This is a genomic window from Streptomyces sp. NPDC005963 (genome assembly GCF_040638655.1).
Lineage (GTDB): Bacteria > Actinomycetota > Actinomycetes > Streptomycetales > Streptomycetaceae > Streptomyces.
This window is the reverse complement of record NZ_JBEXVD010000033.1, coordinates 47,689-71,143: the sequence shown is the minus strand read 5'-3', so window position 1 is coordinate 71,143 and position 23,455 is coordinate 47,689. Positions and strand designations below refer to the sequence as shown.

At 70.5% G+C, this 23,455-nt stretch carries 31 protein-coding genes; 2 read left to right on the top strand and 29 right to left on the bottom strand.

Annotated elements, in window-relative coordinates:
* Positions 1-471: 471 nt before the first annotated feature.
* The 4 genes from ABZ348_RS30675 to ABZ348_RS30660 are packed head-to-tail and all read right to left on the bottom strand — an operon-like array spanning position 472 to position 4,053.
* Positions 472-1,134 carry a response regulator transcription factor gene (locus ABZ348_RS30675; RefSeq protein WP_358938580.1) on the bottom strand — a complete coding sequence of 221 codons (663 nt, stop codon included), beginning with the start codon at positions 1,132-1,134 and terminating at the stop codon, positions 472-474.
* Positions 1,131-2,351 carry a histidine kinase gene (locus ABZ348_RS30670; protein ID WP_358938578.1) on the bottom strand — a complete coding sequence of 407 codons (1,221 nt, stop codon included), beginning with the start codon at positions 2,349-2,351 and terminating at the stop codon, positions 1,131-1,133. Before ABZ348_RS30670 ends, ABZ348_RS30675 begins: the two co-directional genes overlap by 4 nt.
* Positions 2,351-3,142 carry an ABC transporter permease gene (locus tag ABZ348_RS30665; protein WP_358938576.1) on the bottom strand — a complete coding sequence of 264 codons (792 nt, stop codon included), beginning with the start codon at positions 3,140-3,142 and terminating at the stop codon, positions 2,351-2,353. Before ABZ348_RS30665 ends, ABZ348_RS30670 begins: the two co-directional genes overlap by 1 nt.
* A complete protein-coding gene (locus ABZ348_RS30660) occupies positions 3,139-4,053 on the bottom strand; it encodes an ABC transporter ATP-binding protein (RefSeq protein ID WP_358938574.1) in 915 nt (304 codons plus the stop codon). Before ABZ348_RS30660 ends, ABZ348_RS30665 begins: the two co-directional genes overlap by 4 nt.
* Positions 4,054-4,412: 359 nt before the next feature.
* Between ABZ348_RS30660 and ABZ348_RS30655 the strand changes: the two genes are divergently transcribed.
* A complete protein-coding gene (locus ABZ348_RS30655; protein ID WP_358938572.1) occupies positions 4,413-5,705 on the top strand; it encodes a hypothetical protein in 1,293 nt (430 codons plus the stop codon).
* A 215-nt stretch (positions 5,706-5,920) separates the two neighbouring features.
* Positions 5,921-6,265: a hypothetical protein gene (locus ABZ348_RS30650; RefSeq protein WP_358938570.1), complete on the top strand. Its 345-nt coding sequence runs from the start codon at positions 5,921-5,923 to the stop codon at positions 6,263-6,265.
* A gap of 210 nt (positions 6,266-6,475) precedes the next feature.
* On the opposite strand, the gene ABZ348_RS30645 is transcribed toward ABZ348_RS30650, so the two are convergent.
* The 25 genes from ABZ348_RS30645 to ABZ348_RS30525 form a co-directional block, all read right to left on the bottom strand.
* Positions 6,476-6,736, bottom strand: coding sequence for a hypothetical protein (locus ABZ348_RS30645; RefSeq protein ID WP_358938568.1), 261 nt, complete (start codon positions 6,734-6,736; stop codon positions 6,476-6,478).
* 87 nt (positions 6,737-6,823) lie between these two features.
* A complete protein-coding gene (locus ABZ348_RS30640) occupies positions 6,824-7,009 on the bottom strand; it encodes a hypothetical protein (RefSeq protein ID WP_358938566.1) in 186 nt (61 codons plus the stop codon).
* Positions 7,006-7,491: a hypothetical protein gene (locus tag ABZ348_RS30635; protein ID WP_358938564.1), complete on the bottom strand. Its 486-nt coding sequence runs from the start codon at positions 7,489-7,491 to the stop codon at positions 7,006-7,008. Before ABZ348_RS30635 ends, ABZ348_RS30640 begins: the two co-directional genes overlap by 4 nt.
* Positions 7,488-7,694 (bottom strand): hypothetical protein, encoded by a 207-nt coding sequence (locus ABZ348_RS30630; protein ID WP_358938563.1) that lies wholly within the window; start codon positions 7,692-7,694, stop codon positions 7,488-7,490. The genes ABZ348_RS30635 and ABZ348_RS30630 overlap by 4 nt, the downstream gene beginning before the upstream one ends.
* A gap of 54 nt (positions 7,695-7,748) precedes the next feature.
* Positions 7,749-8,189 (bottom strand): hypothetical protein, encoded by a 441-nt coding sequence (locus ABZ348_RS30625; RefSeq protein ID WP_358938561.1) that lies wholly within the window; start codon positions 8,187-8,189, stop codon positions 7,749-7,751.
* Entirely contained in the window at positions 8,186-8,869 is a 684-nt protein-coding gene (locus tag ABZ348_RS30620; protein ID WP_358938559.1) for a GGDEF domain-containing protein, read from the bottom strand. Before ABZ348_RS30620 ends, ABZ348_RS30625 begins: the two co-directional genes overlap by 4 nt.
* A gap of 92 nt (positions 8,870-8,961) precedes the next feature.
* Entirely contained in the window at positions 8,962-9,267 is a 306-nt protein-coding gene (locus tag ABZ348_RS30615) for a hypothetical protein (protein WP_358938557.1), read from the bottom strand.
* A 156-nt stretch (positions 9,268-9,423) separates the two neighbouring features.
* On the bottom strand, positions 9,424-9,669 hold the full coding sequence (locus ABZ348_RS30610; RefSeq protein WP_358938555.1) for a hypothetical protein: 246 nt from the start codon (positions 9,667-9,669) through the stop codon (positions 9,424-9,426).
* A 121-nt stretch (positions 9,670-9,790) separates the two neighbouring features.
* A complete protein-coding gene (locus tag ABZ348_RS30605; RefSeq protein ID WP_358938553.1) occupies positions 9,791-10,621 on the bottom strand; it encodes a hypothetical protein in 831 nt (276 codons plus the stop codon).
* Between the two features lie 129 nt (positions 10,622-10,750).
* A complete protein-coding gene (locus ABZ348_RS30600) occupies positions 10,751-10,942 on the bottom strand; it encodes a hypothetical protein (protein ID WP_358938551.1) in 192 nt (63 codons plus the stop codon).
* Positions 10,939-11,556: a hypothetical protein gene (locus tag ABZ348_RS30595; RefSeq protein WP_358938549.1), complete on the bottom strand. Its 618-nt coding sequence runs from the start codon at positions 11,554-11,556 to the stop codon at positions 10,939-10,941. The genes ABZ348_RS30600 and ABZ348_RS30595 overlap by 4 nt, the downstream gene beginning before the upstream one ends.
* 127 nt (positions 11,557-11,683) lie before the next feature.
* The gene (locus tag ABZ348_RS30590) at positions 11,684-11,974 is read right to left on the bottom strand and encodes a hypothetical protein (RefSeq protein ID WP_358938547.1); all 291 of its coding nucleotides are present in this window, start codon (positions 11,972-11,974) and stop codon (positions 11,684-11,686) included.
* Positions 11,971-12,219: a hypothetical protein gene (locus ABZ348_RS30585; RefSeq protein WP_358938546.1), complete on the bottom strand. Its 249-nt coding sequence runs from the start codon at positions 12,217-12,219 to the stop codon at positions 11,971-11,973. Before ABZ348_RS30585 ends, ABZ348_RS30590 begins: the two co-directional genes overlap by 4 nt.
* 107 nt (positions 12,220-12,326) lie before the next feature.
* Positions 12,327-12,695 (bottom strand): RRQRL motif-containing zinc-binding protein, encoded by a 369-nt coding sequence (locus ABZ348_RS30580; protein ID WP_358938545.1) that lies wholly within the window; start codon positions 12,693-12,695, stop codon positions 12,327-12,329.
* Between the two features lie 333 nt (positions 12,696-13,028).
* Positions 13,029-13,751 (bottom strand): hypothetical protein, encoded by a 723-nt coding sequence (locus ABZ348_RS30575; RefSeq protein ID WP_358938543.1) that lies wholly within the window; start codon positions 13,749-13,751, stop codon positions 13,029-13,031.
* 103 nt (positions 13,752-13,854) lie between these two features.
* The gene (locus ABZ348_RS30570) at positions 13,855-14,493 is read right to left on the bottom strand and encodes a hypothetical protein (RefSeq protein ID WP_358938541.1); all 639 of its coding nucleotides are present in this window, start codon (positions 14,491-14,493) and stop codon (positions 13,855-13,857) included.
* A gap of 109 nt (positions 14,494-14,602) precedes the next feature.
* Positions 14,603-14,905: a hypothetical protein gene (locus ABZ348_RS30565; RefSeq protein ID WP_358938539.1), complete on the bottom strand. Its 303-nt coding sequence runs from the start codon at positions 14,903-14,905 to the stop codon at positions 14,603-14,605.
* A 2-nt stretch (positions 14,906-14,907) separates the two neighbouring features.
* Positions 14,908-17,328 (bottom strand): DNA translocase FtsK, encoded by a 2,421-nt coding sequence (locus tag ABZ348_RS30560; protein WP_358938592.1) that lies wholly within the window; start codon positions 17,326-17,328, stop codon positions 14,908-14,910.
* A gap of 148 nt (positions 17,329-17,476) precedes the next feature.
* Positions 17,477-19,555 carry a hypothetical protein gene (locus ABZ348_RS30555; protein ID WP_358938537.1) on the bottom strand — a complete coding sequence of 693 codons (2,079 nt, stop codon included), beginning with the start codon at positions 19,553-19,555 and terminating at the stop codon, positions 17,477-17,479.
* Positions 19,556-19,908: 353 nt separating this feature from the next.
* The gene (locus ABZ348_RS30550) at positions 19,909-21,654 is read right to left on the bottom strand and encodes a DUF2637 domain-containing protein (protein WP_358938535.1); all 1,746 of its coding nucleotides are present in this window, start codon (positions 21,652-21,654) and stop codon (positions 19,909-19,911) included.
* The gene (locus tag ABZ348_RS30545) at positions 21,651-21,911 is read right to left on the bottom strand and encodes a hypothetical protein (RefSeq protein ID WP_358938533.1); all 261 of its coding nucleotides are present in this window, start codon (positions 21,909-21,911) and stop codon (positions 21,651-21,653) included. Before ABZ348_RS30545 ends, ABZ348_RS30550 begins: the two co-directional genes overlap by 4 nt.
* 206 nt (positions 21,912-22,117) lie before the next feature.
* Positions 22,118-22,315, bottom strand: coding sequence for a hypothetical protein (locus ABZ348_RS30540; RefSeq protein WP_358938531.1), 198 nt, complete (start codon positions 22,313-22,315; stop codon positions 22,118-22,120).
* A gap of 148 nt (positions 22,316-22,463) precedes the next feature.
* Complete coding sequence (locus ABZ348_RS30535; protein WP_358938529.1) at positions 22,464-22,781, bottom strand: WhiB family transcriptional regulator; 318 nt, start codon at positions 22,779-22,781, stop codon at positions 22,464-22,466.
* A gap of 89 nt (positions 22,782-22,870) precedes the next feature.
* Positions 22,871-23,047 (bottom strand): hypothetical protein, encoded by a 177-nt coding sequence (locus ABZ348_RS30530; protein WP_358938527.1) that lies wholly within the window; start codon positions 23,045-23,047, stop codon positions 22,871-22,873.
* 108 nt (positions 23,048-23,155) lie between these two features.
* The gene (locus tag ABZ348_RS30525; protein WP_358938525.1) at positions 23,156-23,341 is read right to left on the bottom strand and encodes a hypothetical protein; all 186 of its coding nucleotides are present in this window, start codon (positions 23,339-23,341) and stop codon (positions 23,156-23,158) included.
* Positions 23,342-23,455: the final 114 nt, after the last annotated feature.

The following is a 23,455-nucleotide window of genomic DNA, read 5'->3' as shown; positions in this document are numbered from 1 at the left end:
TCTGGCCACGCCTGCCATTGCAGGGCAAGGTCTGGAGGACCCCCTGCGAGGCTCGGGTCGGGGCAGGCCCGGTGACGGTGGGGTCTGGCCCCGCCTTGGCTCAGTACGGGATGAGCAACACCACTTGCAGGCAAGGTCCGACACAGTATGGGTCTCATGACCGGGTCGGAACGTCGACGAGGTCCAGCACCACCCGGGCCGTCCGTGCACCAGTTGAAGGCCACCGTTTCCGCAGGCCATCGAGCGTTCGAACCGCGCCGTGTCACTGCGAGCGAGTGGTGCCGGAACTCGTCGACCAGGTTCTGCCGCAACCGGGGGCAACCGTTATGACATCCGGTGTCGAGTCCACGTACAAAGCCACCGCTTTCCGGTCGGGCCCCGCGCACGGCGTATGAATATCGGCGAAATACCTGTTCAGTAGCAATTCGCCTGCTGATGCTCGTTCCCTCGGCAGTTGGTTCGGGCGGTGTCTTACGGGGGTTGAATGAGGCGGGTTTCGTAGGCGAAGACGATGGCCTGGGCGCGGTCGCGCAGTTCCAGCTTCATCAAGATGCGACTCAGGTGCGTCTTGACGGTGGTCTCGGCCAGATGTAAAGCGACGGCGATCTCGGCGTTGGACCGGCCCTGCGCAACGTGGACGAGTACTTCGCGCTCGCGTACGGTCAGGCGGCCCGCGCGTTTGTCATCGTCCGGGCTTGCGCTGTGCGGGAGTTGGTGAGCGAAGGTCTGCAGCAGGCGGCGGGTGATACGCGGGGCGACAACGGCGTCGCCTGCGGCCACGCTGCGGATCCCGGCGAGCAAGTCCTCGGGGCGAGAGTTCTTCAGCAGGAAGCCGGATGCTCCAGCGCGAAGTGTGGCGAAGGCGTACTCGTCGAGGTCGAAGGTGGTCAGGATGAGCACCCGTGTGTGTGGGAGTTCCTGCGCAATCCGGCGGGTTGTCGCGATGCCATCGGTGCCGGGCATGCGGATGTCCATCAGGACGACGTCGGGGCGTAGCTGGCGCGCTAGTTGGAGGGCTTGGGAGCCGTCTGCCGCCTCGCCGACGGGGTCCATGTCGGGTTCGGCGTCGAGGATCATGCGGAACGCCAGCCGTAGCAGTGACTCGTCGTCGACGAGCAGGACGCTGATCGTCATGCCGCGCCGTCCTCGGTCGGGTCGAGGTTGAGGCGGGCGAAGACCCGCCAGCCCCCGGTGGGCAGTGGACCGGCGGTAAGGGAGCCACCGTAGGCGGTCGCGCGGGCACGCATGCCGGCGATTCCGTGTCCAGACGGGGAGACCAGAGGTTGCGTGGTGATGCCGTCGTCGGTGACGTCGACGGTGACAGTCTGTGCGGCGCAGACCACGCGGACCTGTGCTTGGGTGCCGCGGGGTGAGTGCTTGAGAGTGTTGGTCAAGGCTTCTTGCACCAGGCGGTAGACGGTCAGCTGGGCGGCGGTGGACACCGCGGTGGGGTCGCCCTCCAGGGTCAGACGGGTAGGCAGCGCGGCGGCGCGCATGTGCTGGGCGAGGGCTTCCAACTGGGCGATTCCGGGGACGGGGTGGCGTTGTGCATCGGGCTCGTCGGCCTGGAGGACGCCGAGGGAGCGTCGCATGTCGGTCAATGCCTGCCGACCGGTCTCCGAAATCCTGCTCATGACCGTCTCGTCAGACCCACCGCGCCGCGTGTAGACCGCAGCGTCGGCGAGCGCGACGATGACGGACAGGTTGTGGGTGACGATGTCGTGCATCTCGCGGGCGATACGGGCCCGCTCCTCTGCCGCTGCCAGCCGCGCCTCCTGAGCGTTCGCGTGCTGTAGGTTCACCGCCCGTTCTTTCAGGGATGCCACGTACGCACGTTTGGTGCGCATGTTGTTCCCTAGGACGGCGGCTGCGACGGCCATGGCGCTCATGGCAGCCACCGAGGCGAGGACCCGGCCGGGAGGCGCCCAGCGAGCCGCCGCCATCAGGACGGCCACCGCCATGACGACGCCGGCCGGCAGTAGACGACGCCAGTCCGCGTGCGCGGCGACCGTGTAGAGGGCGACGAGCAGCGCAACGTCGGCAGGCAACTGGACACCGATCAGCCACTGCGCGAACGCCACGGCGGTGATGACACAGAAGACCATGAAGGGCGCCCGGCGCCGCCACACCAGCGGCAGCAAGAGGGCCGCCTGGATGAGCAGCCCCTGGGGGCCTTCCTGGCGGCTGGGCCCCAGAACTGCCATGAACAGGAGTGCCGCCAGAAGCCCGTCCCAGATCGCGGGCGGCAGCCCGGACGCCAACCGCCACAGTTTTCTCGCCGCCGAGCACACGGGGGCGAACTGGTCCCCGCCAGCATCCCGCTCCTTGGCCGTCGGTGGCGCCGCGCTCATCAAACGTCCCGTCGTCGCAGCATCAATGCGGCACCCGCCAGGGCCACTCCGGCATACAGGAACAAGACTGTCAAGCCCGCCCATGGCGACAACGTAGCGGACGATTGGTGGAGCGTGAAGATCGCTTGGCCGGCGTTGCCCGGCAGGTAGCGGGCCACCGTGTCCGCCGTGGTTGAGGGCAGGACCCGGGTGAGTACCGGCAGCACCAGCAGGATCCCCAGGATGGCGGCGACGCCGCCCGCCGTCGCACGGGTCAGCGCCCCGATCGCCACGCTCAGCACCGCGAGGACGGTGAGGTAGGCGGCGCTGCCCAGTACCGTCCGCGCCACCCCGGGGTCACCTAGCGACGCGGTCGCCAGCCCCCGGGACGCCAGGATCGCCTGGCTGAGCAGGAAAGCGGCCACGGCCGCCGCGGTCATCGACACCCAGGTCACCACCGCGTACACCGCGGTCTTGGCCCACAGGACCGGCAGGCGCCGCGGCACCGCCGTGAGCGAGACTCGGATCATGCCAGTGCTGTACTCCCCGCTCACCACCAGGACGCCCAAGGCACCGACCGCGAGCTGTGCGAAAAGGTAGCCGGTCGTGCTGATCGCCACCGGATCCAGGCCCTGCGCGGGGGCGAACAACGCAATCAGCGGGCCGAGGCCGACCAGCGCCGCCACCGCGAAGGCCAGGGTGAGGCGGGTCGAGCGGACACTGCGCATCTTGATCCACTCGGAGTGCAGGACACGGCCCTGGGTGATCCGGCCGGGTGCCACCTGGGGACGAGGGGTGGTTTCCACGCTCATGCCTTGCTCCTGGTGGTTCGATACTCCACCGCGTCATCGGTCAGCTCCATGAATGCCTCCTCCAACGAGGCGTGGTGCGACGTCAACTCGCTCAGGGCGATGCGGTGCTCGGCTGCGATGCGGCCGATCCCCTCACAGCTCATGCCGGTGACCTCAAGCCCGCCGTCCGCGCCGGATGTGACACTCACGCCCGGACCGGCCAGCAGCGGCCCGAGACGCCATGCCTCGTCGGTCCGCACCGACACCGTCTTCCGGGAGGCCCGCCCGGTGAACTCCTCGACCGAGGTGTCGGCGATGAGCCGGCCCCGTCCGATCACGATGAGGTGTTGCGCGGTCAGCGCCATCTCGCCCATCAGGTGTGAGGAGACAAGGACGGTACGCCCTTCGGCGGCCAGCGATTTCAGGAGGTTGCGTATCCAGCGGATACCCTCGGGATCGAGGCCATTGACCGGCTCGTCGAGGATGATTGTGTGCGGATCGCCGAGCAACGCGCCTGCGATGCCGAGTCGTTGACACATGCCGAGGGAGAATCCGCCGACCCGCTTCCCGGCCACCTGCCGCAGGCCGACGAGGTCGATGACCTCCTCGACCCGGCGGCGCGGGATGCCCGTGGTCGCCGCCAGTGCCAGGAGGTGGTGGAAAGCCGATCGGCCGGTGTGTACGGAACGGGCCTCCAGCATCGCCCCGACCTGATGCAACGGTGCGCGATGGTCCACGTACCGCTTCCCACCCACGGTGACCTGCCCGGAGGTAGGCGCATCGAGCCCGAGAATCATCCGCATCGTGGTGGACTTCCCAGCCCCGTTCGGACCGAGGAAACCGGTGACCACTCCCGGCCGGACGGTGAAGCTAAGACCGGCCACGGCGGTCTTCTCCCCGTAGCGCTTGGTCAAGGACTTGGCTTCGATCATCGTCGTTCTCCTGACACACGGTGGTGTAACGCTGCCCGAAGCTACGTTCTGGCCCGGGCGGGAACGTGAGACCGCCGTATGAACCTCACCGCGGGCCCTGCACCGTAAGGAGGAGCGGCCTCCTCCTGAGGTTGTATGCAGCTCCGCTCACCACAGCACATGCGCCCAGGTGAGAGGGCGGCTGGCCTGCGGCCCCGTACGACCGTGGTGCGACAGCCGTGTCCTCCTCGCGGAGGAAGATCGCGGGATGTCGCTCCGCCGATGCACGCCGAGAACGTCCTCCGGCAGGTGTCCCGGGCCGGGCCGCAACAGAAAGGCTTCTTCAGCCGCATCCGGACGACGACTAGAGGAGCCGATCCATGCCGACCGACCCGACCGCCCCCCGTTCACGGCCCGCCCGGAGGGAACTCCTGAGGGCTGCGGCGGCCACCGCCGTCCTCGCCACAGCCGGCACCGCCTGCTCCACTACCAACTCCCCCACGCGGCCCGCCGCGAAGCCGACCGCAACTCCCAACCCGTCGGCGACGGGCCGTCCGGTGTCGCTGCCCGCACCCACCGGGCACCGGCCGATCGGCACGGTGAACCTGCACCTGGTCGACCGGACGCGACACGACCCCCTGGTGCCGTCGAAGCCCTTTCGGGAGTTGATGGTCAGCGTGTGGTACCCGGCGGAGCGGGGAGGGAAGTTCCCGGTCGCCCCGTGGCTGGGTTCCGCAGCTGCGGCCGACTGGGACAAGCGCTCCGCACCCCTCCTGACCGTCAGGTCCGGAGCGGTGGACTGGCGGGGAATCCAGACCCACGCGAGGATCGGTGCGCCGGTCGCCCGGCCGGCCGGGAAGCTGCCGGTGGTGCTGTTCTCCTCCGGGGACGGCGGCGACCGTGCACTCGGCACCACGCTGGTCGAGGAACTGGCCAGCCAGGGCTACGTCGTGGTCACCATCGATCCCACCTACGAGGTGGATCAGGTCGAGTTCCCCGGCGGCCGGGTCGTACGAAACACCCCTCTGCCCGAGAAGCTCACCCCCAAGGTCATCGAGAAGCTCCTGGACAAGCACTCCCGCGCACGCGTCGCGGACGCCGGGTTCGTCCTGACACAGATCGACGCTCTGGCGCACGGGCGCAACCCCGACGCCGAGAAAAAGCCCCTTCCGGCCGGGCTTCCCACGGCGATGGACCTCTCCCGCATAGGCATGTACGGCCAGTCACTGGGCGGCTCCGTGGCCGCCCAGCTCGCCCACGACGACGCACGCATCAGCGCGGCGGCAAACCTCGACGGCGGGTTCCACGGCCCGGTCGTCCGCACCGGTGTCGCTAAACCGTTCCTGCTGATGACCTCCGATGTGAACACCTTTGAGAACAACGCCAGCTGGAAGTCCTTCTGGGCAGCCTCAACCGGCTGGAAGCACGCACTCCACCTACGGAAGGCCAAACACGGCTCCTACTCCGACCTGCAGGTCATCTTTCCGCAGCTCACTCCACATATGAAGATCCCCGCAGCCTCCGAGCTCATCGGCACCATCGACCCCCACCGATCCCTGGCGGCCCAACGCGCCACCATCACGGCCTTCTTTGACGTCCACCTGAAGAACCGGCCCACCACCCTCTTCGACAACCCCAGCGGCCAGTACCCCGAGGTGGAGATCCTGCGCTGACACAAGAGACCCAGTAACGACGACACGGACAAACTGCGGCCAAAAAATCTGCCATCGAAGACTTCGGCCCTCATTCCCGTGTCGTAAACAGTCGGTGCGTGCCTCTGAGCCGCTGCCGAGACGGGCAGCACGATGCACGATCCCGGGAGCATGCTCGTCCAACAGGGGCCGCACGGCTTGGACGTAGAAGCACCGGGAGAGCTCCAGTGATGAGCGTGAGGGCTGCGATCGCAGTGTCGGCCAGGGTGCTGACAGACGACGCCGAGGATCAGCACACTGAGCACATGCGATATGAAACGAGAGCCGAGAGAGCCAGGCTCAAGGGCGTGAAGGCCCTCATATCGCTGGGCATCCTCGTGGCCTCACCAGCGTTGCTGGTAGTCGGAGCGCCGATCCGCCGCCGTTACCTCCGCTATATCTACCGTGATGAAGCCCCGCGCATCCTCGACAAGCCGCGCGGCCAGGTCAGCGCCCACTACTTCGTGGTCGCTCACCCTCTTCTCGAGTGGCTCTGCTGGCCCACAGAGGCATTCGCCCGCCTCATCGAACGCCGAGGTTAAAGGACAAGCTGAGGAGAATGCCGACTCTTCGTCGCCGCGTGTAGGAGCACGTCGTTGCGTGCGTCCTTCGTTCTCGTACTGAGGTGTCGAGCGCTGGGAAGGTCAAGGAGCTGGAAATCAAGCTCCGCTGACGTCTCGCCCCTGAACGCAAAGAAGGCCTGTACTCCCTGCGACGTTCGCTGGGAGTACAGGCCTTCTTGTTCGTCGGTCTCAGGCGGCGGTCGCGCGTAGACCTCGGGCGGAGCGCAGCAGCCCCCTGGCCCTGCGCTTCCAGCGGCCCCAGAGGGTGGGGTGGGTGTGTCGCCAGGCGACGCGGTCCAGGTGTGCGGGGTCGGTGTGGCGTTGGGAGAAGCCGCAGGTGCACTCCAGGCTGTAGGGGATCGGCTGTGTGCCGTCCCGGGTGGTGGTGACGGTGACGCGATCCCCGTCGTGAGCGCCGTGGTAGGTGCCGACCCAGAGCTGTGTGAGCATCGCGGTTCCGTTCTGTGAGGTGAGGGGCGCCGGGGCGGCCGGGCTCGTAGCCGGCGGCCGCCCCGGGCCTGTCTGCGGGCGGGGCATTCAGGACTTGCCAGGGGCGTGGTCGTTGACCACGAGGAACTGGTCGGCGGCCAGGTCCATCACGACCTGGGCGTCGATGCCCTGGGCGCGCTGGGCGGCGGCGTAGTCGTCTGCGGGCCAGGAGCCGCGGGGGTGGCCGGCGGGGAAGCGTTCGAGGACGGTGCGCGGCGCGGCGGCGGTCGTCATCGCGTGTCGCCGCCGTTCTCGTACGTGTCGATCAGGTCGAGGATCGCGTCGGGGTTGGCGGCCTCGCCGACCCAGGCTCCGGCAGCGGTGAAGACCGGCACGGTGTCCCGGTCCGCGTCGAACACGGCCGCGTAGCCGCCCCACCGCTCCAGCACCAGGTCGTACAGGACCGGGGCCGGGGCGGCTTCCAGGACCTCCATGGCGTCGACGATGAGCAGGGCCAGGGCGGTCGGGTCGTCCGGCTGGGCGACGGTGCCGGTGACGCGCAGGAGGTCGCCGGGCTGGATCTCGTTCAGCAGGGCGTGGGCGATGCGCGGGTCGCCGGTGGTGCAGGCGTACACCGTGTCTGGGGTGTCGGGTGCGATCCGGTCCGCGTCGGCGGGGGAGTGGATCAGGTCGAACGTCGCGGTGCCCCACCGGGTGCCGGGGGCCGGGATGGCGTCGACGTAGCCGTCTATGGCGAGGTGCGTCTGAGAGGTCATGAGCGGGCCTCCGGCCGGGTCTTGGTGGTGCGGGAGCGGGGTCGGGGGGTGTGCTGAGCGAGAACCAAGAGTTCGCGGTTGCGCCGCTGCTCCTCGGGGGTGAGCGGCCGGGCCTTCGTGCCGCGCCGGTGCCAGAGCGGCGAGGCCGGCGGCTCGGGGTAGGCGAGGGTGTGGTCGGTGCCGTGCTGGGGTGTGCTGCTCATTGGGGCCTCCGGGTGGAGGGGTTCAGGCGGGGTCGCAGCTGCGGCTTCTGCGGGTCACGGCCGCAGGTGGGGCAGCTGCTGGAGGACCTGGTCCACGAGGTCCTGCGTCGGCTTCCATGCCGGGAGCGCGCCCGTGGCGGGCACGGGCAGCGGCAGCTCGTGGACGTCGTCGAGGACCAGGTGGTGAACGTTGCGCTGCGCCCAGGGGCTGGTGCACCGCTCGGGGCCCTGGTCCGGGTGGCAGTCGGTGAGCCGGGCGACGCCGATGACCGCGCCGCGGTGGAGCTCGCGGCCGCGGATCGCGGTGGCCACCAGCGGGTCGCGCAGCAGGGCGGGGTCCGGCTTCGCCTTCCCGGCGTGGATGAGGACCCAGCCGCGCCACGGCCAGTTCGCGGGCCTGTTCTCCGGGGTCTTCCCTGCGAGGATGCAGGTGGCCCAGGGCTGGCGGATCGTGATGCCGCGGATCCAGTCGCCGCTTTCGAGGTCGGCGGTCACGCGGCACGCTCCAGCGCGGTGCCGGGGCGGCCGGCGCGGCGGCCGTTGACGGTGGGCGTCTCCAGGTCCTCGATCTCCGCCCAGCCGTAGTGGCCGGAGTGCTTGGTCCGGTACATCGAGACGTCCGCGCCGCGCAGCAGGGCGGGCAGCGCGTGGATGCCGAGGTAGTCGGGGACGGCGGTGCCGACCGACGCGGCGACGGTGAGGGGCCCGGTCTCGGTGGGCACGGGCTCGTGCAGTACGCCCATCAGCTCCGTCAGGCGCTGCTCCATCGCCTCGTCTCCGGCCCGGGTGTCCACACGGGTCGCGACCGCGAACTCATCCCCGCCCAGGCGGCCGATGACTCCGTGCGGTCCGGCCCAGCGGGTGAGGCGTTCGCCGGTCGCGGCGAGGACCTTGTCGCCGGCGGCGTGGCCGCGGCTGTCGTTCAGGCCCTTGAAGTTGTCGAGGTCGACCAGGCAGACCAGGGAGTCGTGCCGGTGGCGGGCGAGCAGGCGCTGGGCGCGGCGCTCGAACGCGGCGCGGCGCTGGGCTCCGGTGAGGGGGTCGCGGCGTTCGGCGGCGAGGCGCCGGTGAAGGGTGAGCGCGTGAACGGTCCAGCCGGTGAGCGGGACCGCGAGGGTGATGATGATGAGGGCGCGCTGCCCGATCGGGGACGCAACGCGGGTGACGGGGTCCATACTTGGGATCTCCCTCTCTCGTCTCGTACGGGGTGGGTAGGCCCGGGGCAGGCGGTTGGTTTGGACGCCTTGTCGCCTGTCCCGGGGCGGAGCTACAGCGCGAAGTCGCTGCGGTGCGTGCAGCTGAGCGGGTTGTGCCAGCGGCCGGCCTTCGCGGCGGGCCAGTCCAGCTCCCAGCCGGGCCGAAGCCCGCGCGCTCCCCAGCTGTCCGGCTGCTCGCCTGGGATGTCGAGGCCGGCCTGCTGTGCGGCGAGCGCGGCCTCGTACACCTCGTGGGCGCGGCGCAGGGCCGTGGTGGGGGAGTCCGCCTCGCCGGTGAAGACGTGCAGCCCCCGCAGGGCCGGGTTGGCGGCGTTGTGTATCGGGACGTCTACCTCGAAGAACCTGCGGTTCGGCATGACGTCCAGCTCCTTCCGTGTCTGGTGTGTGAGGGGCCACCGCGCCGTCCTGTCCTCGGGGGCAGGGCGGCGGGGAAGCCCGTCAGGTCGCCGTGGGGCGCAAACGGTGGAGCCGCCCCGGCCCGGCAGTGCGGGGCCGGAACGGCTCCTGGAGGTTCAGTCGTTGTCGGCGGGCTGGTCGGCGGGCCGGTAGCGCTTGGTCTGCCTCAAGATCTGGTTGCGCTTGACGTCCAAGGCGTCGGCGATGTCCTGCTGGGCGCCGTGGTAGCGGCCTTGCAGGGCGTCGATCGCCTGCCAGAACTCGGTCTCTACGCGCTCGTGCTCTTCGTTGCGGCGCTGATTGGCCTGGGCGACCAGGTCGCGCAGTTCGGCGCGGGCCTGCTCATCGGGTCGGGGGGACATGGCTGGCTCCAGGTGGAATACGAGGGACAATGTCTCTGCCCCCCGCTCCGTTTGGAGCGGGATGGGAGGCCCGGGGCGGCCGGTGAAGGTTGGCGCCAGAGGCGGCCGCCCCGGGGCGGAACTACCAGACCCGGCCGTTGTGGGTGGACGTCTTGAGGTCCAGGTGGCCGGCCCCGCGCACCTGGATGTTGCCGTTGTGGGTGCGGGCGGCGAGCTTGCCGGAGGCGGCCGGGGTGGCGCTGACGGTCACGTCGCCGTTGTGGGTCCGGGCGGAGCCGCGGCGGCCGTTGTAGGCGCCGACGGAGATGGAGCCGTTGTGCGTGGACGCCTCCAGCTCCTGGTCGACGGTGTCGACCAGGACCGAGCCGTTGTGGGTTTCCGCCTCCAGGACTTTCACGCCGCCCGCCTGCAGCGAGCCGTTGCGGGCGTCGAAGCGAATCATCTGCAGGTCGCCGCGCACGGTCGTCTCGGCGTTCTTCGTGCTCACGGCGAGCGAGGACCCTGCGGGGAGGATGACGTCGACGGTGATCGTGCCGGTCCCTGCGCCGACCTTGGCGCCCTGCTCGGCGACGACCTGGCCATTGGAGACGAGGCGCTGACCGCCGACCCAGATGTCACCGCCGCTGATGGTCACGCCGGTCATCGAGCCGGTGCTGACCACGCTGCCGCCGTTGAAGCTGATGGTGGAGCCGCCGACCTGCACGACGTTGGTGCCTCCGGTCCCGCCGACCATGTCGTCGGGGACGGAGACGGTGAGCTGGTTGCCGTGCTCGGTGAACTTCGTGTCGTTCACCGCGTCGGCGACCGCGCCCTCGTCCGCCGTGCTGTGTACCCGGACCTGGCCGTGGTCGGCGTGGGGGTCGACGGTGACGTTGATCGCGCCGTTGGAGACCGACAGATCCAGTTCGACGGCTCCGATGGTCTTCATGGCGTAGATGCTCTGGCTGCTCAAGACAAGCTCCTTGGTTGGAAGTGCGGGGGCAGGCGCCCCCCTCGCAACTAATAATGCATCCTCAAAGGATGCGCTTCAAGCGTTTGGCATCTTTTGAGGATGCCTTTTCTGTTCGTGCAGATCAGGCAGCTACGACCGCAGCAGGGGAGTCGAGGACGCCGTCCTGCGGGAAGGCTTCGTCGAACAGTTCGCGCAGCATCCCGGCGAGGACTCGGCGTCGATCGGACCGCCCAGTTCGTCCTCGATCTGCTGGACGGCGAGCTTCGCGATCCCGGGCGAAGCGCGTACGCGCTCCAGCCGGGTGCGGGCGGCGGAGGTCACCGGCGGTCGCCCTTGCGCAGGGTGATCCAGGTGGTGACCAGGGCGGCCGCCACGCCGATCAGTCGATGGGCCGCCTGGTCCAGCTCCATCAGCGCCGTACCGGGCCCGGAGACGTCCTGCACCGGCTCGGGGTACGCGGTGCCCTCGCCGCCCTGCTTGCGTACGACCGTGGCGTGCTCGATGTAGCCGGACTTGCCCGCCTTCTCAGCAAGCCACAGCAGCGGGTCTCGCCGGTCCAGGATTCCGTGCGTGAGCGCGTTGATCGCGGCGCCGGTGAGGAGCGCGGCCGCGGGGACGCGGTAGCCCACGGCGCGGGTGACAGCGAGCGTCGAAGCGAGCTGCACGGCGGAGTAGCTGGCGACGTGTCGGCTCACCGAGCGACGGCCGTACGCGCTGGCGGTGCAGGTGCGGCCCTCCTTGCCGTGGCGCCACGGGTTCTCCTCCACCGGGGAGCCGTCTTTCTTGTAGACCAGGTGGGAGCCGTGCATGCCCTTGGTCGAAGCGTCGTGCGAGTTCTGCACGACCTGGTCCCCGAAGCTGTGGACTCCGTCGAAGACGGCGGTCAGGGCGGCGGCCAGGGCGAGGCCCTCGATGGCGCGGAGGCGATCGGTCATGCTGGGTGTGCTCCTCATCTCGGTGTTCGGGGTGGGGTGTGCGGGGCGGCCGGCCTCTTGCCGATGCTGCGGTCGCCCCGTGATGCGCTTTCGCCCCCGGCCGGTCTCTGGCCGGGGGCGGCGGTGTTCAGAAGGGAGGCTCGTCCCAGGCCGGGACGGGCAGGAGCCGGATGCGGATCTCGCGCCGGTCGGACCAGCAGCCGCACGCCTCCATCTCGGGGAAGGCGCCGTCGGTCCACCAGCCGCCCTCGCCGTGGCAGCGCGGGCAGCCCGGCCGGGGCTGGGCGGTGATCTCGATGCGGTGCCGGTCCGCGTACAGCTTGAGGTGGCCGGCCTTGAGCACGGCGGCGGCCGTCGCCGCGGTGAGCGGGGCGGCCGCGGCGAGCAGCAGGACAGCGCGCAGACGGCGGGCGGTCACCTCAGCGGGATGGCGCGGCAGGCGGTGGCGTGGTCGTTGGCGTCTGGCCGGATACGGAACAGGTAGCCCTGCTCCGGGCGGGCGGAGGCGTCGCCGCACCCGAGGCAGGCCCAGCGGTTGTCCTCGGCGTGCTTGCCGTGGCCGGTGACGTCGACGTAGCTGCCGCCGGTAGTGACGAACCGGATCAGCAGGCCCTTGGGCCGGTCGGGCTCGGTGAAGGCGGAGGCGCGGACGACGGTGGTCATGGGCTGGTGTCCTCTCGGATCAGGCGGCCAGCAGGTGCTTGGGCCGGTCGGGCTCGGTGAAGGCGGAGGCGCGGACGACGGTGGTCATGGGCTGGTGTCCTCTCGGATCAGGCGGCCAGCAGGTGCTTGGCCAGGGAAGCGGGGTATGTGGCGGGGTCAGCGGGCGTGCCGTCGTAGCACTCCAGGCAGGACCCCAAGGTCTTCAGCGGGAGGCAGATGAAGTAGCGCCGGCCGCAGGGGCCGGGGCATGTCTGGCGCGCGGCCATCGCCTTGTCGAGCGCGACTTCCTTCGCGAACGTCATCGGGATCTTCGGCTTCGCCAGGTCGATCTGGTACAGCCACGCAAAGCGTTTGCCGCCACGGCATTCGATCCGTGCGACGGGCTCCTGCCCCCCGGGGCGCAGCCCCAGGTCCCGCAGCTGGCGGCGGGTCGCGAGCTCCTTGCGTCCGGCCTGCTTCCACCGGAAGACCGGCATCGAGCCGCCGCCGGGGGTCGTTCGGGTCGACGTCGACCAGATCCTGGTCCTGGTCGGCCATCACCTGCTCCAGGAGCTGGGAAGACGCCGCTGGGGCGGCGGGTAGCGGGAGCCGGGGTTGGTGGGCTGCGGGCGGCCGATCCTGCGGCGGGGCCGGGGGATGAGCACGATGAACCCTCCATGTCGTCGGTGGCGTGGACGTTCAAGCGCCCGCCGCCCGTGGTGGCGGGGCGGCGGGCGCGGGTGGAGCTCAGGCCGGTCGGCCTGTCCGGTCACCGGCAGCCGGCCGCCCGGGGTACGGGCGGCGGCCGGTGGCCAGGCGGAGCGACCGGATCAGCGGCCGAGCTGGCGGGCGTTGTCCGGGGCGGGGCCGTGGGGCTGGGCCGGGATGTGGATCTGAGGGGCGGTGTGCACGGTGGAGAAGACCTGCGGGCGCAGGTTCAGCCCGCGCATCGCGAAGGCCGAAGCGACCGTCCAGGCGAGGACGGCGATGGCGGTGGCGACGGTGCGCGAGGTGTCCGGGGTCGTCGTCCAGACCATCGCGATGCCCGCGCACCCCCATGCCAGCCACGTCAGGCGGATCCCGTTGCTGCGGGTGATGAACCCGGCGATCAGGGAGAACAGGCCGGTGGCCTGCCACAGGGTGTAGACGGTGGAGGCGCTGATCGGCAGGCCGGCGGAGTGGGCGGCGATGTAGGAGCGGATCGGGTTGTCGATCGTGGCCCACACGCCGGTGGAGGTGTTGTCGCCAACCTGGACGTTCGGCACAGCGGTGAGGATGCGGTGCGCGGCGTCCAGCAGGACGTCGATGGCGTCGTTGAAGAGCAGGACGATGAACGAGAACACGGCGAGGGCGGCGACGGCCTTGATCCAGTTGGCCATCCCGTGCCATCCGGCGTCGGGTGCGCGCCGGACGGCCTCCCACAGCTCGTGGAGGGTGCCGCCCTCGTCCCATGCCTCGTTCCACCAGGTGCGGGCTTTGGAGAGGCGGGACTCCTTCTTCGTCGGCTTCGTGCGCTCGTTGTCGCCGGCCGGGGCCGGGTCGTTGGGTGCCAAGGTGATGCTGCTCCTTGTCGAGGCGGTGGTGGTGCGGGCCGGGCGGCCTGTCCCGTCCCCGGGCCCCAGTGGTGGGGTTCGGGGGCGAGGCAGGCAGCCCGGCTCATCCGTGGAACTTGTTGCGCCGGAAGACCGCCTTGCGGATGTTGACCGTGGTGCCGCCCCTGCCGTTGCCGCGCGCGGCTCCGCGTACGGCGAGCGCGAGGAAAACCAGCACGAACAGGCCGGCCACGCTCATCACGGCCTGGCCGGTCGCGGTGAGGATGGCGGGCAGCTGCGCGAGGGTCGGAGCGGCAGCACCGACGCCGACCCCGGCGAGCGCGATGCCGCCGCCGGTCGACAGGGCGATGGCGCTGTACTTCCACACGAACGTCGGCACCGCTCGCTCCGGCCCGGCTGAAGCGGCGGGCGGAAGCAGGTGCGTCGGCGCCGGGGCCATGACCTGTGGGTAGGCAGAAACCGGGGTGAGGGCCGCCTGCTGGTACTGCGCGCGGAGGTACTGGAGGGCTTCCTCTCGGCGGACCAGGTCGTAGACGCGCGCCATGTACGCCTCGTCGGTGGGGAGTCCGACGGCGACGTGGGCGGGCGCGGCCGGAAGGTCGCCGGGCCGGGCGCCGGGGTGCGCCTCGGGGAACAGGGCCCAGATCTGCTCCAGTCCGTCGACCGGGAGGCCGGCGGTGGGCGGGCCGGGGTTCAGCGGGGTGTGCTGGTAGTCGGTGAGGGTGAGGTCGCGGGGTTCCACAGGATGCTCCTTGACGGGGGGTGGTGGGGAACGCCAAGGACCCGCCCGGCCGGGATGGCTGGGCGGGTCCTGAGTGGCCCGGGTCGGGCCGTGAGGTGGGGCGGGGAGATCAGCCGAGGCTGTAGAAGGCGAGGAACGCCGCGAGGAGACCGAGGCCGACCTTCACCCACCAAGGGCCGAACTCGAACGCGCCCCAGACTGCCGCGATGGCGGCGGCGCGCAGGCCCCAGCGGGCGAAGAAGCCTAGCGGCTGGTGCTGCTGGAGCTCCTGGATCCGGGCGGTGCGCCGGTCCATCTCCGACTGGAGGTGTGCGCGGGTGACGGTGTCGGCCTCGGAGGTGTTCTTGAAGGTCTCGCTGTAGGAGTGCCGTTCGGTCTCCAGGCGCTCGATCTCCTCGTCCGCTGTCTCCATGGTCACTCCTTGGTGTGCGAAGCGGCGGCAACCGCGAGCCCCATCGCGGCCAAGTCGCGCGCGGTGAATCCGAGTTCGTCGGCCAGCGTCATCCTTACCACCTCCAGGTCATCAGTCGAAACACGGATTTCGCGTGCTGTGGAGCCGTCGGAGGGACCGACGATGTTCCGGTGATGAAGGAAGTCCATCAGCGTCTCCGCCAGGGCGAAGCCGATGCGCAGCTTGCGCTGGAGCATCGACGTCGACCCGAACTGGGTGGACACGATCAGGTCGACGGCCTGGAGGACCAGGGCGCCGTCCAGGCCCTCGGGCAGCGCCGTCCCGGCCGGTTCGGCAGGGGTGGTGCTGGGCTGCTGGGCGGCGGCCTCGCGGGCGATGTACCGCGTGTACTGCCCGGAGTCGTCCTTGATGGCCTTGCCTTCCTCCGCCCACTTGCTGAGCCAGCCGCCGACCGTGCGCGGCGCCGGGGTGGCATCGCCCAGGAGCTGCTTGAGCATGTCGTGCAGGGCCTTGGGCGTGTAGCCGGTTTCGCCGGCGGCGGCCAGGAGCTCCCAGCCCTTTTCGCGCGGGTCGACCGGGCGGGCGGGGCGGGGTAGCGGTGCCGTCTGCGGGACGGCGGCTGGGACCGGGGCCGCGGGGACGGCGATCAGCCCGGCGGTCGGGTCGAGGCTGGCGTTGACGGCGGCGAACAGCTCCGCCGCGCCGCCGAAGCCCTCGAAGCCCTGCGGAACCGAGGCGGCCGGGGCCGCCGGGGTGGTGCCGGCCGATCCGGCCGGGGCCGGGGCGGAGGCGAGCAGGGTGGAGGCGTCGATAATCTCCCCGGCGTTGTCGATGGCGTGCTGCGCGGATTCGGTGAGCTGCTGGCCCTTGTAGAGGTCCGGCAGCGTGCGCGCCCACCGCTGCGGGTAGTGCGCGCCGCTCTCCACCGACGCGGACAGCTGGTCCAGCTTGGGCCGCCGGGCGGCGGTCGCCGCGCAGATCTTGTCGGTGAGCTCGTCGACTAGGCGCCACACCTTCATCGCCGTGGGCTTCTTCGGCCCGAGGCGGGTGTGCATCGTCCAACCGGCGCCCGCGACGGGCGCGTCCTTCGGGTCGATCTTGATGTAGCCGGGGAAGAGGTACGCGAGCTCTTCGGCGTCGGAGACGGTCATGCCGACGCGCCACTTCGCCTGGATCTTCATGGTGGCGGTGACGACGTCCTGCGTGGCGCGCAGGCCGCAGACGAGGTTGCGCACGCGCATCGCGCGGCCCTCTTCGGCGACCTTGTCGAGCATCTCCTTGACGTCGAAGGGGAGGGAGGCGGTCTCGTCGGTGATGATGACGATGCCGGGGATCTCGTGGCTGAGCGGCAGCTTGTTGTCGGTCTTCTTCTCCCGCATCAGCTGCTGGTAGCCAGCCTTGCGGGCCGCGATGATCTCTCCGGCCATCTTGAGCATGAGGCGGGCTTCGTCCTCGGTGTGTGCGATCCAGTCGACGACCGGCGCGGACGCGAGGCCCTCGGTGGCCCACGGGGTGATCCACGGAAGGGCGACGCCACCACCGGTGATGTCGATGGCCCAGATCAGCGCGTCGGGCATCCGGGCGAGCTGGCCGGTGACGACGCGCAGCGTGTTCGTCTTGCCCGCGTCCGTCTCGCCGATGAGGATGCCGCAGTCGTTGCAGAGGCTGCCCATGGCTTCCTGGCCGTTGCGGTGCAGGCCGAAGGGGAACCGCTCGGTCAGCGTCAGCTCGGAGAAGTCCTCGGGGTAGGGGATGTCCTCGCTGATGACGTCCTTGAGGGTGACCTCGATCAGGATCGTGCCGCGGTTGGCGCCGGGGAAGATCTCGACGCCGCAGCCGTCGGCGAGGCGCAGGTCGGCGGCGAACTTCGGGCCGTAGCCGTTCAGGTCGTCGGCCGTGGTCCCGCCGGAGGGTAGGTCGATCTCGACGGTGTAGCCGACCTTCCCGGGCCAGTGCTGCACGTCCTTGCCGACGCAGTTCTCCACTCGGGCGACGCGCTTCATGCGGTCTTCCCAGTCGCGCAGGATGCCGACCGACTCGCGGCGCAGCTTGAGCAGGCGCTTGCGCTCGGAGCGGGTGGACTCCGAGCGGGTCGCGGACGCGTTCGCGGCGATGCCGACGGCGGCCAGGCCCAGGCCGGTTGCCCAGCCGGTGGAGGTCAGGGGCGCGGTCGCCAGCGCCCAGGATGCCCAACTGGCGGCGGTGAGCCAGGACAGGGCGCGGGTGGTGAGGGTGCCGGTTGTGGTGCCCTCGCGCAGGTCGTGGACGGCTCCGGCGGCGGCCGCACCGGTGAGGGTGATGGCGGCGGCCTGCCAGGGCAGTCCGGTGATCGGGGCGAGCATCACCATCGAGGCGGCGGTCTCGCTGGCGTATCCGAGGAAGGTGGTGTGGCCGCTGGGCAGCGACCAGTCCCAGTGACGCATCGACATGGGGAGGTTCTCCGTCCTGGTCAGGAAGGTGGGGCGGGGCAGCAACAAGGTGGATAGGCAGCAAGGGAGCCGGTGGCCGGCCTCGAGGGTTCGGGGTCGGCCACCGGCTCCTGGTGGTGCGGGTCGTACCGGGGTTGGAGGGTCAGCGGGGGGTGTTCCACATGGACTCGGCGGCCGGGCCCTTGCGGGGGTTGGTGTTGTGGCTGATCTCCAGGCGGTGGTCCTCAAGGAACAGCTTCGCGGCCATGTCGGCGTCGTCGGCCGCCGCCCGGATCATCTGGACCAGGGTGCCGAGCTCGTCGGTGACGCGGTCGTCGACCGGGTACAGGTCGCGGGTGCGCTGGTGCAGCGCCTCGATCGCGTCGGCCAGGGCGTTCAGGCCGTAGCTCATGCCCTGGTACTCGGAGCCAACCTGCATCATGTGGACCGGGTCGAAGCTCCGGTAGAGCACGGCCATCAGGACGCACCCGGACTCGATCCGGCCGGGCTGGAACATCGCGGCCCCGTCCGCGGACGACCCGGTCGGGGTCACGTTCCACATCCACTCGTTCGTCCTCGGAGCGACGATCCGCTCGATGTCGAACGCGTGGGCGTAGCGGAACAGGGCGACCATGTTCTCCGCCCGGGAGGCGGCGTTGACCAGCCGCTGCGCCGCCTCGGCGAGCTTGGCGATGGCACGCTTGCTGCACGGGTACTTCTGGTCGGAGTTGACGGCCATCTGCTGCACGGCCAGGGCCGCGGCGCGGATGCCGTTGGGCAGGCCCGCGTACTCGGCGGCGACCTCCATCATGCTGGTCGGGCTGTAGCCGGTGTACGCGGAGTACGTCGCCCGCATCGCGAGGGCGAACTTGGAGTTGTTGCCGTCCAGCACGCTGCTGCCTGCGGCGAGAGATGGTCCGGTCACGGGATCGGTGTCCTTACGGGGGTCGTTGACGGTGAGGTTGAGCTGGTCCGCCTTGGCTTCCTTGTCGTGGCGGGCCTTGGAGCGGCGGAAGAAGAACCGCCAGATCCGTCCGGCGAGACGGACGGGGAACGCGAACCCGTGGAGCGGGTCGCGGTGCCGGGTGAGCAGGCGCCAGGTGCCCCACAGGATTCCGAGGGGCAGCGTGAGCAGCCCGGCGAGTCCGGCGAGCAGTCCCGCGCCGACGCAGCGCGCCCAATGCCCGAGCTTGCGGGCGGCGACGCGGCGCATCCGGTACAGGCGGCCCGACCTCGGACCGGACTTGCCGGTGCCGCCGGTGCCGCCGGGCGTGCTGCCCTTGCTCTTCTTCGAGGGGCGCAGCTTGCCCGCCCAGCCGCGCATCTTCTGCATCGCGCGCCCGAGTCGGGACTTCGCCGGGGTGGCGCCCTTGCCGCTGGAGCCCGACCCGGAGCCGGAGCCGCCGGACGAACCGGCGCTCCCAGAGGTGCCGGTGCCCGAGCCGCCGTTGTTGCGGCGCATCTTGTTGCCCCAGCCCGTGAGGGTCTGCCACGCCTTGCCGGTGCGGGACTGCTGACCGGCGCCGGCCTTCCCACCGCCGCGGCTCCCGCTGGGGCCGTTCTTCCCACCGCCGGTGCCCTTGGGGGTGTTGGCTCCGGAGCCCAGGCCGTCCTTGCCGCGGCCGCCGCCCCTGCCGAGCAGACCGCCCGGGCCGCGCCCGTTCTTCCCGGACCCGGATCCGCCAGTGCCACCGCCAGCAGCGTGACGGCCGCCGCCGGGACGCCGTTCAGCGCCCTTCCCGGCGCCGTTCATCTTGCCGCCGGTGCCGTTCAACCGGCCACCACGATTGTTCATCCGGCCGCCCCCGGCGCCGCCGCCCGAACGGCCGCGACCTCCGCCGCGTCCGAGCAGACCGCCCTTGCCCGCACCCCCACCGGCCCGGCCGGAGCCGCCTCCGGAACGGTTCGCGGCGGCGGCCTTGCGGGCGGCGGAGACCTTCGAGCGCTTCTTGCGACCGGCCAGCGCGGCAGCGGCGACAGCCACTCCGGCCGCGCCCGCGGCGATGAGTCCGGGCACTCCCGCGACCGCGTAGGCGATGCCCGTGGCGATTCCGGTTGCGTTCGTGCCGTGAACGATCAGCGGCAGCGCCTGGGGACGTCCGCGGCTGGTCTTCTTCGTTTCGGGGGCCGGGTCCGTGGTCTCCGAAGGCTCGGTGACGACGGTGTATTCGGCGGTGTCGATGTCCTCGGTGGTGGTGCCGCCGGCGGTGGTGTCCGGGGGCGCGGTCGCGGTGTCTGCCACGACGAATCTCCTCACGATGTGTAGCGGAGAGGAGAGGTGAGGCGACGCGAGGCGAGGGCGGAGACCCCCGTCACCCCCGGTTGGAGGGCGCAGCAGGGGGCTGGGAGGGGGTTTCCCTCTCGCGTCGCCTAGCTTCGCTTCGCCTCGCCGCTACTTTCCGTAAACGGCGGGGTCGGGGTGCAAAAGGTTCTTTCCGGGCCACAGGTCGGGCCGGATCGTGCTGGGTGGAGTGGGTGAAGCGGTCGGCCTGGCGGCCGCGGCCGACCCTCGCAGCGCCCCGTCCGGCGGTGTGCCAGCGGGGCGCTGCGAGGGGCGACCGTGTGGGCCAGGAAGACCTTCGATCAGGTTCCGTTTCAGGCTGCGGCCTGCTCCGGAGCCTCGGTGCCGCCACCGTTGAGGAGCTCAACGGCGCGGGTCTTGCGGTCCTGCGCGGTGCCGGTGGAGATGCCCAGCTCGTCGCCGATGACGCGGACGGTGACCGCGCTCTCGCCCCGGGTCTCGATCATCGCGACGACCCTCTGCACATCCCAGTCGACTTGGTTCATGCGGGCCAGGGCGGCGGCTTCGACCGCACGGGCCTCGTGTTCAGCGGCCCGCGCACGGCGTTCCTCGGCCTCTTCGACCGCGGCCTCCTCGCGAGCCTTGGAGAGGGCGATCTCCTCAGCATCGCGCTGTGCCTCCAGGTCCTTGTTCACCGTTGCGGCGCGGTGTTCAGCCTCCATCCGCTCGTGTTCAGCGGCCTCTTCGAGGGCCTTCTTCTCTTCGGCGAGGACCCGCGCCAGACGCTGCTGCTGCTCCGCGATGCCGGCCTTGCGGGCGGCCTCGTCGCGCTGGGCACGTGCGGCGGCATCGGCCTGGATCCGGCGTTCGGCCTCCGTGGCCTCCGTGGCCATCTGATGCTTCTCCAGACCCCAACTGGCCTGCACCTTCTCCCGCTCGATCTGGGCGAGGGTGCGGCGCTTCTCGGTCTCGTCGGCGAGCTCCTGCGCTTCGGCCGCTGCCTGGTCCTCCGCAAGCTTGAGCGTGTGCTGACGCTTGGCCTCCCGGAGTTGAGCATCGGATTCGGCGCGCTGAATCTCCGCCTGAGCTTCCCGTTCCGCTTCGGCTTTGGCGATCTTCAGCTGGCCCTCGGCGCGGATCTTGTCGACCTCCGCCTGAATGCGAGCGGCCCCGAGTTGAACATCGGTCTTCACTCGCTGAATCTCGGCCTCGGCACGCTGAACGGCGGCCTGCGCCTCCCTCTCGATTCGTTTGGTCTCCTCCTCCAGCGGCACCGCGAGGGCGCGCTCCACGCTGAACCCGAAGGGCGCCAACTTGAACGGCAGCATTTCGTTCGCCGTCGCCGCCTTCCGCCAGCTCCGCTCGTCGTCATACTTCTGGCGCAGGCCCTCGCGGTAGATCCGCAGCTGCTGAAACTGAGCGGCGACCTCCTTGTAGGGGAGGTTGTAGAGCCGCATCCGGCGGGCCAGGCGGGGCGTGGTCAGCGGGGCGAGGATCCACCGGGTCAGCGGGACCGACCCGAGCGGGGCTTCGCCGGCCAGCAGGTCGGCCATCCGGCCGACGTAGTGGCGGGCGGCCTCCACCGCGATGATGAACAGCACCGGGATGACACCGTGCATGGAGGCCGCGAGCGGATCGGCCGTCCACGGCCCCTTGGGGGCGGCGGCGTTGAACGCCACCGTGGCGGTGGTCAGCCCGTGGGCCGCCCAGCGCAGGATCGGCAGCGGCATCCGCTTGCGCATCATGTAGAGGTCGAGCGCCAGGAGCACGAGGATGCCGGCGTCGATGCCGATCGGGAACGCGTACGAGAAGAGACCGAAGTCCTTGCTCTCCGCGAGGTTCTTGAGCGTGGTGTAGGAGCCGGTGAAGCCGATGGCGGCGAGCACCAGGCCGCCGACTCCGGCGAAGACGGCGATCAGCCGCATGGTGCGCGGGTCCCGGTCCGGCTCGGTGCCGGTCGCCGCCGCCCCGTCATGCTCCAGTTCCTGGACGTCGTTGTGGTCGGGGTGGTCGGCCAGGGCGGGGACGTCCCAGGAGTGCGGGTCGTCGTCGCCGTCCGGGCGGATCGCATCGGGCTTACGGAAGTCGACGGCGGTCATGTGGTGCTCTCCGGGTCGTCGGTCGGGATGAACGGCTCCAGGGCCATGCCCACGCACAGCCGGACCGCGCCGAAGACGGCGAGGCCGACGGCCAGATGCAGGCAGGTGGGCCACAGGCCGTTCGCGAACAGGTCGAACAGGGCCAAGATGGTGGCGGCCACGGCGATAACCGTGGCCAGCAGCGCCGCGAAGGGGCTGTGCGCCACGTACGTGTCGTCCCTCGTCTTGTCGGGGGCTGGCGTTGTGGTTGTACTCACCGGGCACCCCCGCTGGTAGCGTTGGCCATGCGAATCGCTCCTTGTCAGCGGATCGCGAGAACAAAGGAGAGGCCCCCTTGCCGGGGCCTCTTTGCTTTGCCGAGCCGTTCCGGCTCTCCGACTCCGCCACGGCCTGGTCGGTCGTGGCGGAGCGGGAGAACCGCCGGCCCCAGCGCGGAAGTCGCCTCCGGCCGGGGCCGCAGCGGTCAGTCGCGGTGCTCCTTGAGGTACTGGGCGAGCTGGATCTTCACGCTCGCCATGCCGGTGTAGGCGTTCATCGCCACCCACACGCCGTGGTTCTTCTCGGCTTCCTTGAGCAGCCAGTACGCCTCGCTGACCAGCTCGTCGGGTTCGGCGTCGATGCGGCGCAGCGGACTGGTCATGCGCGCGAAGATCCCGGCCATGAAGGACTCCTTTGAGGTCTGGCTCTAGGACTGTCACCAGGAGCAGGGGACGGATCAATGAGGCAGCCCGGGGCGCGGGCGCCTGATGTGCGGCGGTGCTGCGGGGCAGGCCGCGAGTCGGCCAGTGCTCCCGCTGGACGGGAAGCGATCAGGCCGCGTTGCGGGCCCGGTTGCGGGAGGTGCGGCGCTTCAGCGCTCGGCGTTCGTCCTCGCCGAGGCCGCCCCACACACCGTGCTCCTGGCCGTGCTCCAGCGCCCACGTCAGGCAGGTGTCCATGACCGGGCACCGGTCACGGCAAACAGCCTTGGCCTCCTCGGTCTGGAGCAGCGCCGGGCCGTTGTTGCCGATGGGGAAGAACAGATCCGGGTCCTCGTCGGCGCAAGCGCCGCTGGCCCGCCAGTTCGTGTTCACCGGCCGATCGGTGTCGGGTGCGTAGGTGGTGCGTACGATGTGCGAGCGATTCATCAGGGCCCTCCAGGGTCGGTGCGAAACAGCCCCAGGGCGGCATCCCTGGGGCTGTTCGCGTCTTGATGCGGCGGCTAGCTAGCCGAAGGTCACGAGTTGCGGAGACCGCGGGCGCGAGCGGCGTGGTGGTCGGCACGGTCCCGGTAGTGCTTGATCGAGGCGGTCGCCTCGCGCTCGTCGGTGCTGGTGACACGGGCAGCACGGCGAGTGGCCTCGGCCGCCAACTCCTCGTGCTGCGCGGCGCGCTCCTCACGGCTACGGCTCATGGCGTCTTCTCCTCCAGGTGGTGGGCCGGACTGTCCGGCTCCCCGCACGCCCGCGCCCCACCACCCGGTTGCGGGTGGTGGGGCGCGGGCGACAGGCAGCGGACAGGCTCAGCGGCGACCGGGCTGGGGCCAGGGGCTGCTCATGTGCGCGTCCTGTGCCTTCTCGAACGCGGTCCACAGCTGCTGCCCGACCGCACAACGGCGGCTACCCGAGCAGGACTTGCAGGTCTTGGCGTGGTTGCGCTCGGCGTCGCCGGCGCGCATGTAGTGGTCGTAGGCGGGGTTCTTAGCCATGACGGTCTCGCTCCTTCAGGCGTGGGTGGATGTCAGTGACGTGATGGCCGGCCTCCCACACCGCCGCCGCGGTCGCCGCGGCGACCGTCAACAGAGCGGCGGTGATCGGATGAG

What these genes read in the sequence shown, in the direction of transcription:
- ABZ348_RS30565 (WP_358938539.1), bottom strand. Translation starts at nt 14,905, where the DNA reads ATGGAGACAGCGGACGAGGAGATCGAGCGCCTGGAGACCGAACGGCAC.
- ABZ348_RS30645 (WP_358938568.1), bottom strand. Translation starts at nt 6,736, where the DNA reads ATGCTCACACAGCTCTGGGTCGGCACCTACCACGGCGCTCACGACGGG.
- ABZ348_RS30665 (WP_358938576.1), bottom strand. Translation starts at nt 3,142, where the DNA reads ATGAGCGTGGAAACCACCCCTCGTCCCCAGGTGGCACCCGGCCGGATC.
- ABZ348_RS30540 (WP_358938531.1), bottom strand. Translation starts at nt 22,315, where the DNA reads ATGGCCGGGATCTTCGCGCGCATGACCAGTCCGCTGCGCCGCATCGAC.
- ABZ348_RS30630 (WP_358938563.1), bottom strand. Translation starts at nt 7,694, where the DNA reads ATGAGCAGCACACCCCAGCACGGCACCGACCACACCCTCGCCTACCCC.
- ABZ348_RS30670 (WP_358938578.1), bottom strand. Translation starts at nt 2,351, where the DNA reads ATGAGCGCGGCGCCACCGACGGCCAAGGAGCGGGATGCTGGCGGGGAC.
- ABZ348_RS30595 (WP_358938549.1), bottom strand. Translation starts at nt 11,556, where the DNA reads ATGACCGATCGCCTCCGCGCCATCGAGGGCCTCGCCCTGGCCGCCGCC.
- ABZ348_RS30585 (WP_358938546.1), bottom strand. Translation starts at nt 12,219, where the DNA reads ATGACCACCGTCGTCCGCGCCTCCGCCTTCACCGAGCCCGACCGGCCC.
- ABZ348_RS30535 (WP_358938529.1), bottom strand. Translation starts at nt 22,781, where the DNA reads ATGAATCGCTCGCACATCGTACGCACCACCTACGCACCCGACACCGAT.
- ABZ348_RS30560 (WP_358938592.1), bottom strand. Translation starts at nt 17,328, where the DNA reads ATGCGTCACTGGGACTGGTCGCTGCCCAGCGGCCACACCACCTTCCTC.
- ABZ348_RS30620 (WP_358938559.1), bottom strand. Translation starts at nt 8,869, where the DNA reads ATGGACCCCGTCACCCGCGTTGCGTCCCCGATCGGGCAGCGCGCCCTC.
- ABZ348_RS30530 (WP_358938527.1), bottom strand. Translation starts at nt 23,047, where the DNA reads ATGAGCCGTAGCCGTGAGGAGCGCGCCGCGCAGCACGAGGAGTTGGCG.
- ABZ348_RS30635 (WP_358938564.1), bottom strand. Translation starts at nt 7,491, where the DNA reads ATGACCTCTCAGACGCACCTCGCCATAGACGGCTACGTCGACGCCATC.
- ABZ348_RS30580 (WP_358938545.1), bottom strand. Translation starts at nt 12,695, where the DNA reads ATGCCGGTCTTCCGGTGGAAGCAGGCCGGACGCAAGGAGCTCGCGACC.
- ABZ348_RS30675 (WP_358938580.1), bottom strand. Translation starts at nt 1,134, where the DNA reads ATGACGATCAGCGTCCTGCTCGTCGACGACGAGTCACTGCTACGGCTG.
- ABZ348_RS30640 (WP_358938566.1), bottom strand. Translation starts at nt 7,009, where the DNA reads ATGACGACCGCCGCCGCGCCGCGCACCGTCCTCGAACGCTTCCCCGCC.
- ABZ348_RS30660 (WP_358938574.1), bottom strand. Translation starts at nt 4,053, where the DNA reads ATGATCGAAGCCAAGTCCTTGACCAAGCGCTACGGGGAGAAGACCGCC.
- ABZ348_RS30525 (WP_358938525.1), bottom strand. Translation starts at nt 23,341, where the DNA reads ATGGCTAAGAACCCCGCCTACGACCACTACATGCGCGCCGGCGACGCC.
- ABZ348_RS30610 (WP_358938555.1), bottom strand. Translation starts at nt 9,669, where the DNA reads ATGTCCCCCCGACCCGATGAGCAGGCCCGCGCCGAACTGCGCGACCTG.
- ABZ348_RS30615 (WP_358938557.1), bottom strand. Translation starts at nt 9,267, where the DNA reads ATGCCGAACCGCAGGTTCTTCGAGGTAGACGTCCCGATACACAACGCC.
- ABZ348_RS30655 (WP_358938572.1), top strand. Translation starts at nt 4,413, where the DNA reads ATGCCGACCGACCCGACCGCCCCCCGTTCACGGCCCGCCCGGAGGGAA.
- ABZ348_RS30550 (WP_358938535.1), bottom strand. Translation starts at nt 21,654, where the DNA reads ATGACCGCCGTCGACTTCCGTAAGCCCGATGCGATCCGCCCGGACGGC.